The sequence below is a fragment of the Microcystis sp. M49636_WE2 genome (assembly GCF_030065375.1).
GTDB lineage: Bacteria > Cyanobacteriota > Cyanobacteriia > Cyanobacteriales > Microcystaceae > Microcystis > Microcystis aeruginosa_C.
In genome coordinates this window covers 1-8,303 of record NZ_JASJFG010000883.1, presented here as the reverse complement: position 1 = coordinate 8,303, position 8,303 = coordinate 1, and the positions used below count along the sequence as shown (strand labels likewise).

The 8,303-nt window shown below is 43.5% G+C and carries 8 protein-coding genes and 2 pseudogenes; 7 read left to right on the top strand and 3 right to left on the bottom strand.

Going from position 1 to position 8,303, the window contains the following annotated elements; translation table 11 throughout:
* The first annotated feature begins 81 nt into the window (after nucleotides 1–81).
* Together PX484_RS20285 and PX484_RS20280 are read left to right on the top strand one after the other, a co-directional pair.
* Nucleotides 82–468, top strand: coding sequence for a Pepco domain-containing protein (locus PX484_RS20285; RefSeq protein ID WP_069474594.1), 387 nt, complete (start codon nucleotides 82–84; stop codon nucleotides 466–468).
* Entirely contained in the window at nucleotides 468–1,949 is a 1,482-nt protein-coding gene (locus PX484_RS20280) for a GUN4 domain-containing protein (protein WP_288105290.1), read from the top strand. The genes PX484_RS20285 and PX484_RS20280 overlap by 1 nt, the downstream gene beginning before the upstream one ends.
* Nucleotides 1,950–2,027: 78 nt before the next feature.
* On the opposite strand, the gene PX484_RS20275 is transcribed toward PX484_RS20280, so the two are convergent.
* Entirely contained in the window at nucleotides 2,028–2,819 is a 792-nt protein-coding gene (locus PX484_RS20275) for a transposase (protein ID WP_287767315.1), read from the bottom strand.
* A gap of 215 nt (nucleotides 2,820–3,034) precedes the next feature.
* On the opposite strand from PX484_RS20275, the gene PX484_RS20270 reads away from it, so the two are divergent.
* The 4 genes and pseudogenes from PX484_RS20270 to PX484_RS26140 form a co-directional block, all read left to right on the top strand.
* Nucleotides 3,035–3,235, top strand: a complete 201-nt coding sequence (locus PX484_RS20270) for a hypothetical protein (protein ID WP_002743272.1) — start codon at nucleotides 3,035–3,037, stop codon at nucleotides 3,233–3,235.
* A complete protein-coding gene (locus PX484_RS20265; RefSeq protein WP_008198347.1) occupies nucleotides 3,229–3,441 on the top strand; it encodes a RelB antitoxin-like protein in 213 nt (70 codons plus the stop codon). Before PX484_RS20270 ends, PX484_RS20265 begins: the two co-directional genes overlap by 7 nt.
* A complete protein-coding gene (locus PX484_RS20260; protein ID WP_287767316.1) occupies nucleotides 3,428–3,676 on the top strand; it encodes a type II toxin-antitoxin system RelE family toxin in 249 nt (82 codons plus the stop codon). Before PX484_RS20265 ends, PX484_RS20260 begins: the two co-directional genes overlap by 14 nt.
* Nucleotides 3,677–3,901: 225 nt before the next feature.
* A pseudogene (locus PX484_RS26140) lies at nucleotides 3,902–3,997 on the top strand (DUF6888 family protein); the annotation flags it as partial.
* A gap of 125 nt (nucleotides 3,998–4,122) precedes the next feature.
* On the opposite strand, the gene PX484_RS20255 reads toward PX484_RS26140, so the two are convergent.
* Entirely contained in the window at nucleotides 4,123–6,849 is a 2,727-nt protein-coding gene (locus PX484_RS20255) for a calcium-binding protein (RefSeq protein ID WP_287767318.1), read from the bottom strand.
* 483 nt (nucleotides 6,850–7,332) lie between these two features.
* Between PX484_RS20255 and PX484_RS26135 the strand changes: the two are divergent.
* Nucleotides 7,333–7,667, top strand: a pseudogene (locus PX484_RS26135) (IS630 family transposase); the annotation flags it as partial.
* A gap of 167 nt (nucleotides 7,668–7,834) precedes the next feature.
* Here the strand turns inward: PX484_RS26135 and PX484_RS20245 are convergent.
* On the bottom strand, nucleotides 7,835–8,303 hold a 469-nt coding region (locus PX484_RS20245; protein ID WP_288105287.1), incomplete at its 5' end, for a hypothetical protein.

The window sequence follows — 8,303 nt, the reverse complement described above, 5'->3', positions numbered from 1 at the left end:
TTAACCCCTATCTCTATAGGTGAGTTAGCAATGGGTAACTAGAATAATAAAGGAGAACCATTGCCGAAAAACGAGAGCGCTATGCCAGAAGAAACTATTTGGATTATCACCGCAGAAGATACCCCCGTCACCCCCGATAAAGATGCGAAAGGAAACGACACCTATGACAATCCCTGGGACACGAGGAAAATTATCACCGAAGCTGCGACTCGCGGCGTAAAAGTGAGCATAGAGAAGCTAGAGACAGAACTTTCCCATTTTCTCCAGCTTATCGGCAAAGTCTTCAATCAAGCACAGAAACAGGTCAACCAACAAACCGGTTTTAAACTCGATGAAGTAGAGCTTTGCGTAGAGATTACCGGAGAAGGTGAAGTAAAATTGTTAGGGACGGGGATTAAGACTGGCACCAAAGGCGGATTAACCTTAAAATTCAAGCGAGACGAGAAAAACACACCGACTGCAGACTAATGGCGAACTGGGGATTATTTATCGGGATAAATCAATACAAGCGCTTGAAACCGCTCAAATGTGCCAAGCAGGACGCGGTAGAGATGGCGCGTTATTGTCGTGACGAGATTAATTTTGAGGAAGTTTTCCTGTTTACCGATGATTCTGACCCAATAACCGCGCCGAATGGTTCCCAACAGGAGACGAAACCGACGTACACAAATCTAATGGCTTTCCTGCACGACTTTTTCGAGTCGCAACGCTTAGAAACCGGCGATAATTTCTGGTTTTTCTTCAGTGGTCACGGATTACGCCATCAGGGACAGGATTACCTCGTTCCCAGCGAGGGACACCCGACCTTAATCGAACGGACGACCATTCCCCTCAATTACGTTACCCAACGTTTACGGAGATGTGGCGCAGATAATATCATTCTCTTTCTCGATGCCTGTCGCAACGAGAACGACTTTAGCAATAAATCCGTAGGCTGGCAAAAGCAACAGGGAGTGATAACCATCGCTTCCTGTAGTCCGACGGAGGAATCCTACGAAATTCCCGAACTACAACAGGGTTCGTTTACCTATTCACTTCTAGAGGCTTTACGAATCCAAGGAGAAAATAACTGCGCTACAGTAGAAAGACTCTGTAATCGTCTCCGCGAAAGGATTCCAGAAATCAACCGACAACACAACAAACCCCCGCAAACCCTCCATTCTATTGTCGAACCGCATTATAAAAATCATCTGATTCTGTTACCGAAACAGGCAAAGACTCCCGATATAGAGTTATTGCGAGTGGAAGCTTTAGAGTTGGAAGTGGAGGGAAAGCTAGAGGAAGCGCGACAGTTGATGAGACGAGTTCTGGCTTTGGATACAACCAGACCTAAATACTGGCAAGATTACGACAGAATTAATCGAAAATTAGCACAACAACCCGTCCCACCGTCCCCTAAAACGGAACCGATAAATGGCGAGTCGGCGAAAACGATAACAGAAACCCCGAAACCCGCAGCATCGCCAGAAATCGAACTTAAAAGCGCCAAAGGAATCGATTATCGGAACTTAGAAGATTTATTAAAACGGCAGCAATGGAAGCAAGCGGACGAAGAAACCGCGAGAGTGATGCTACAGGCTGCCAACCGAACAAAAGAGGGATGGTTACGGGTAGAGGATATGGATAATTTTCCCTGCGAGGATTTGCGAACCATTGACCAATTATGGGTGAAATATAGTGGCGGTCGCTTTGGTTTTTCCGTGCAGGCGAAAATCTACCGCGAACTCGGTGGGACGCGGAAGTATAATGAAAGAGTTTGGGACGCTTTCGGAGATAGAGTAGGCTGGCGAGTGAATAATATCTGGATATACTACAAAGATGTTACTTTTGACCTAAAAGCACCCCATGGACACCTCCCGGGGCGGCAGAGTTTTGAGTGTGTTGGGGTGGTGGGGGGTTTTTGGGGTTTCTCTTCTCTCGCGTCGAGACTTGTAAAATGTAACATATAAAGGTAACAGCCAATTTTTAAGAATTGTATCGGGTTGATTTTCCACGAAGCCATGCGGGTTCTGGGTTTTCGATACCTGTCACCCAGGACCCGGGTCCGGTCCGCGACATGATTGTAGTATGTCTCCAGCGACGCGGGGGTTGTAGGCGTTGGCAAAAACGAACTGATCCGCCACCGCGAGAATTTCTGGGGTGACTTCCTCCCACTCCTCCCACCAGAGAGACAATTGGCCCGGAGAGGATTTTTTAGACCTTTTCTTCGGCTTTATCCCCGCGAGTAGCTTACTTCCCCAGTGGTTGCGGGTTTCCGGTTTCGGTCGCGGCCGGTATTTCTTGCAGAATCCGCGATATTTGGCCGCGCATTCCTCTAGGGTTTCTCCCAGACTCAAAAACGCAGGATGCCAAGTGGTTAAGCCATCGTCTCCGAGTCGGTCATAGACCCCGTAATCGCTAAAATCGTAGAAGAATCCGACTTGGACTCCCGCAGCCTTCGGATTGGCGTGAATATAGCGTAGGGTATTCAGCGCTCGCTTAGTATCCGTGGTGGGAAAACCGCTACTGTGATAGCGTTTCTCCCAGAAGTGACCAGTTCGATTCAGCATTCGGTTAAAACACATGGCGGTGTACCAGTTCAACCAGTGCATAATTTTGGGTAAGTCTTCCGCGTCTTTCGGTTCGATGAGATAGTGAATATGGTTACTCATCACACAGAGCGCGTAGAGTTTGAATCCGTACTTTTCGATCGCTTTTTTGATAGCGTAGAGTAACACCTGTCGGCATTCTAGACGGGTCAGGCGAAATTCTCGGTTATTACAGCGAATGGTTATATGATAGGAATAGCCTGGGATTAGTTCTCGTTTTGCTCGTGACATTTTGCGTATTTTTCCCCGCGAGGACTTGTAGAATATAACACCTAACAGAAAGATACCGCTATCTTTATCCTGTCCGCAACTTTTATCTGTTAACATGGAACTGTAAACATATTACTAATGCTCAAATTCAGAAAAAACTTCTCAATATATGCGCGGATTTCGGCTACAAATTACCGCTAATCTGTACACCTTACGAGTTAATGGGAGAATGAGCTATGTGGGAAGATGAAATACTCGAAGAAATTCATAAGATTAGAGAAGAACACGCCAAGTCTTTCAACTACGATATAAAAGCGATTTGCGCCGATTGGAGGGAGAGACAAGGGAAAAGTGGTAGAAAATTAGTTCGGTTAAATACCGCCCAAAACATGACAAAAAATAGCGAAAATGATACTATTGAGAGAACCAAATGCTAGAAATTAACAAAAACTATGTATTAGACAAAGATCAAAAGCCGATTGCTGTTCAGATTCCCATTGCTGAATTTGAAAAAATCGAAGAAATCCTAGAGGATTACGGACTAGGAAAACTCATCGAAGAAGTTGAAAATGATCAAATCCTAGACAAAGAAAAAGCCTTACAATATTTAGAATCGCTTAAAAACAAAAATGTGGAAGGTTGAATACAACAAGAGATTTTTAAAAGAATTAGCCTCTTTGCCAAAAGACATACAATCTCGCGTTGAGTTGATCGTATTTTCCGAGTTAGAAACTGACAATCCTTTTGAATTAGGCTATCTCGATAAAATGAAAGGACATAAAGATAAATATAAAATTAGAGTTGCAGATTATAGGATTGGCCTGACTATTGATAAACCCAATGGCTCTCTTAGGTTTGGTGGGCAAAATGTATTCTAAGATACATTCTTCCTAGCGAGCGAGTGGAAGGAACCACAAAGACACAAAGGACACAAAGATTGATCGATCCTATATAAGTTAAACTTATCACACAGAACCTAGAAGAGCCACCCAATCAAACCATCATCTGTCAACGGGTCGCACATCGTAGAGAAATTTACAAAACTTTTCCTTGATAGAAAGATACCGCTATCTTTATCTGTCAGTTGCTGATCTTTTCTCTACCAAACGATATACCTATTCCGCTATGATAGCCGACTCAAAATTATTTATATTTTAGCGGGAACCAATGAAGACATCAGCATTTTAATCGATGAATAGGGAAATTGGAACTTTGAATTATGTCTATATACAAAGTCAGCATTCATCCCATCGCTAAAAGCGAGGGAATTCTGCTGACACTCAGTTAAATGCAGTGAGAGCTTATTGCCTCAAACCAGAGGATGTCACAGCACTATATTGGTAACAGGTAAACTATACACTCCAGCCATCGCCAATTGAAAGTCGCTGACTGCATCGCCGTTGATATCCCCGCAAAGGAGACCGCCGTTAAAGCGCAGTTGTCCCGCTTGACCTGAAAAATCCGAGGCACCAATAAACGTGAAACTCTGATTACCAGCATTGAGGGAGTTGGCATCGATGCCAGAGACGTCAATAGTATCAAAACCAGTATTGAAATCGAGGATTTTGTCTTGGTTTGCGCCTTGACCGATTTCATCAACGGTGTTGAAGATAAAACGGTCCCGACCTTCACCTCCCGTTAGTTGATCTGACCCTAATCCTCCGATAAGTTTGTCCTCACCACCGCCACCAATAATGACATCATTACCAGTGGTGCCAGTGATATTATCATTCCCCCAATAGCCATGGATTTGGATATTGTCACCGACAAAAGCAGTATTAGAAAAGTCGAGTTTATTGTCACTCCAATCACCGATGATTGTTACTTTTCCTGTTACTCCTGTCCCGTCGATGGTTTCAATGCCACTATTGACCCCAAAACTGTTGAGACCAATATCAACATTACCCGTACCTTTGGCGACGATGGTATCTGTCCCAGTTGTCCCTTTATCTGTAATGGTGTCATAGCCTTCAAAGGTACTCCAATCATTACTTTGATAGCCGGTATAAAGGTAATTGTCGGAACCGTTACCACCGTTAAGTTTGTCCTCACCACCGCCACCAATAATGACATCATTACCAGTGGTGCCAGTGATATTATCATTCCCCCAATAGCCATGGATTTGGATATTGCCACCGACGAAAGCAGTATTAGAAAAGTCGAGGGTATTGTCACTCCAATCACCGATGATTGTTACTTTTCCTGTTACTCCTGTTCCGTCGATGGTTTCAATGCCACTATTGGCGCTAAAGGAAAGAATCCCCAGGTCCACGTCTCCTGTACCCAAAGCCACAATTTTATCCACACCAGAGGTGCCGGTATCGGTGTAGATGTCGTAGCCTTGGAAACTCGACCAGCCTCCGGCTAGATTACCGGAGACATAATAAGTGTCTGACCCTTCGCCTCCATCCAATTGGTCATTGTCTGCGCCGCCATAGAGTAAGTCATTACCAACTCCACCCGATAAATTGTCACATCCCCAATCTCCATCGATTAGGTCATCGCCGCCGCCACCACTGAGAACATCATTTCCTCCGTAACCCATCAGGTGTTCAGCAAGATTCGTACCTGTAATCGTGTCGCTAGAGTTATCACCGTAAATAATGGTTTTCTGAAGATAGAAATAGTTGAGCCAACTAGAAACATCGTTAAGGCGAGCATTGGCATCGCCGTCTTCGTTGACGAGACGATTTTCTTCGATGGTAAAGCCAATATGATAGAGTCCATCGGCTACGGTATTGACTAAATTTTTACCGAAGTATTGGGTTGTCGCTCCGTCATTTTGTACCAGGTGGTAGCCTGTTTCCTCATTTCCCTCATCGTCACCGTGGAGGAGGATAAATTCGTCATAGTGATTAGTGCGAACCCATTGATTGAGGGTGCGAATATCATCGCTGGTAATCCAGCCATCAGCAGCGACACCTGTAGCGGTAATGCCATCGACTAATAGATGGTTAAGTCCATCGGCGGCGGCGGCTCCAGCGTTAATATCCCCCGCATTTGTCCACTTGGCTAAGCCAGTATCAATTTTGATGGTATCGACAATTTTATCTAATCCGGTGCCAGTGGTGGACTGATCGACGTAAAAATATGTTACCCAATCTGCTACGTCTTTGACTGTGGCATTGGCCGCACCATCTTCGTTGAGAAACCGTCCATTTTGGATCTCAAAACCAATATGATAGATTCCGTCGGCAACGGTATTAACTAGGTTTTTCGCAAAATATGTGGTCTGAGCGCCGTCATTTTGAACTAAATGGAAGCCAGTTTCTGTTGTGCCGTCATCATCCCCATGCAGAACAACAAAAGTATTATAACGGGTGGCATCAGAGCGAATCCAATTGTTAATTTGTGCAATATCGCTTTCGGAAATTGAACCATCGGCGGCGAGATTGTAGGTGGTAATCGCTGTTTTTAATAAATCATTCAGTCCATTGGCCGCATCAGCACCGCCAGCAATTTCTTGCCAAGGTATATTTTGCGCTAAACCCTGATCAGCAATGATTAATTCCGTAATCTGATCAAGTCCGGTATTAGTTGTTGCCCGATCTGTATAAAATTGGGTTAGCCAATCCGCTACCTGAGCAACTGTGGCATTGGCGTTACCATCTTCATTGACAAAGGTGCCATTTTCAATTAGGAAACCAATGTGATAAATGCCATCAAAAACCGTATCAACTAAATTCTGATTGCGATACTGTTGAGTCGCTCCGTCATTTTGGACTAAATGAAACCCTGTTTCTGTTGTCCCGTCATCATCGCCGTGGAGAGCAGTAAATTCTGCTAAACGGTTGGCACGAATCCAGGCATTAATCGCGGTTACGTCACTGACAGTAAAAATGCCGTTACTAGCGACTCCAGTGGCTTGTTTGGCTTCTAAGATTAAATGATTTAATTCATTAGCTGCCGTCATTCCATCCGTAATATTTGTACCGAGATTGGCACCAGCAAGTCCTGTATCTATGCCAATTCTTTCAACCGTTTGATCTAGTCCCGTTCCGGTTGTTCCGCTTGGGGAATTTTGCACCATCGAATAAGATTTGCTTGCCATAATTATTAACCATGAAAAATAAGGTAGTTAGTGAAATAGCAACAATTGTTAGACAAGTAACGACAAAACCGCACTAAGGCAGGTTTATCCTCAATCCAGTTAGCAAAACCCAGTTATCATCAGGGACGACTGAAGTGGTCACTACGAACCAGAAGGGTTGTCAACTGGACTGGATCAGGGGGATTTGGTATTACCCTGACAATTGCGGATCGATATCCTCACTCATACCCGAAGTCGATTCCAACGATTGGACAGTCTCAGATAGTAAATTAGTTCTAACTGATTGTCTTGCCTCTGCTCAGACTATCGAACGAGGTTTTCCGACCTTGATAGTCCTGAGTCGTCGTTTGATAATCTAACCTTTAATGGAATCTTGGATTATTGTAGCACGTTATACAGATATGTGATACCCGCTGCTTTTTCTCTCTTAGCGTTGCTCAAATCCCACATTCCGCACCCTAAGGGTCACAAGGTCTCAAAAGAGGAAGGAGCGTGAGTCAAAATACTTATCTAGTGGAAATACCAATTAATAATTATAAAGATAGACAAACTTATTATGGTGCATTAAACTTGTTAGAGCCAGATTTAATTTTAGAAAAATATACCAAAGGATTAGCAAAATCAGAATGGCAAATTACTTGTGAACTTTTTGCCCCTTATGCGCCAGAAGAAAATCCACTTGAAGCAATTTGGTTTCAATTAAAAAATTTGCTCAGGAGGTTTTATCGTTTCGGCAAAAACTTTAAGATTATTAATCTTTTATTTGAATTTTTGCCAAATATAATCTTTTCAAATTTACTAACTTGAAAAGATTTTAGGTTTGCTATATATTCACTGGGTAGAGAATGTTATCTAGAAACATTTCCTACATTTCCGAGAATGGCCAAGGGTTGCTGATTTTTTTTAACCACAAAGACACAAAGGACACAAAGAAAGGGAGTAAGGGATTTCCACCACTCTAAGAGTGCCAAGAGAGCCGAATTATCTAAGGACTAATATGAATTTGACTGAGAATATAACGCAAGCGATCATAATCATCTTTAAGTAAAACACTTAACTGTCTGCCCACATTGACTAACCATTGTCGATCGGCTTGACGCAATTGATACATCTGACGGATAGAAGCGGCTGCCAAAGCTTCCACGGGAGTATTTTTGACCTGTAATAAAATTCTTAAAAAGTCTAATTGTTCACTAAAATAAACTACTTCTAACGACTCACATTGATAAACCGCCTGATGAATTTGTGGGGGCCGGGGAGGAATATATTGATAGATATAACCTCGCCCGGCACCATTGCCATTAACTTGTCCTGGCAGGGTTTCAAAACCGACAATAGTTGCCCGAAATTCCGTTTTTAACATAGCGAAAATCTGCGGCTGTTGTTCCCGCAATTCAGCCAAAGACAACCCCAAAGCTCTAGCGCGATGTACCGAATCGATGGGTGCAGTGGTG

Excerpts from the sequence above, each read along its gene's own strand:
- PX484_RS20280 (WP_288105290.1), top strand. The coding sequence starts at position 468 with ATGGCGAACTGGGGATTATTTATCGGGATAAATCAATACAAGCGCTTG.
- PX484_RS20265 (WP_008198347.1), top strand. The coding sequence starts at position 3,229 with ATGCTAGAAATTAACAAAAACTATGTATTAGACAAAGATCAAAAGCCG.
- PX484_RS20260 (WP_287767316.1), top strand. The coding sequence starts at position 3,428 with ATGTGGAAGGTTGAATACAACAAGAGATTTTTAAAAGAATTAGCCTCT.
- PX484_RS20275 (WP_287767315.1), bottom strand. The coding sequence starts at position 2,819 with ATGTCACGAGCAAAACGAGAACTAATCCCAGGCTATTCCTATCATATA.
- PX484_RS20285 (WP_069474594.1), top strand. The coding sequence starts at position 82 with ATGCCAGAAGAAACTATTTGGATTATCACCGCAGAAGATACCCCCGTC.
- PX484_RS20270 (WP_002743272.1), top strand. The coding sequence starts at position 3,035 with ATGTGGGAAGATGAAATACTCGAAGAAATTCATAAGATTAGAGAAGAA.
- PX484_RS20255 (WP_287767318.1), bottom strand. The coding sequence starts at position 6,849 with ATGGCAAGCAAATCTTATTCGATGGTGCAAAATTCCCCAAGCGGAACA.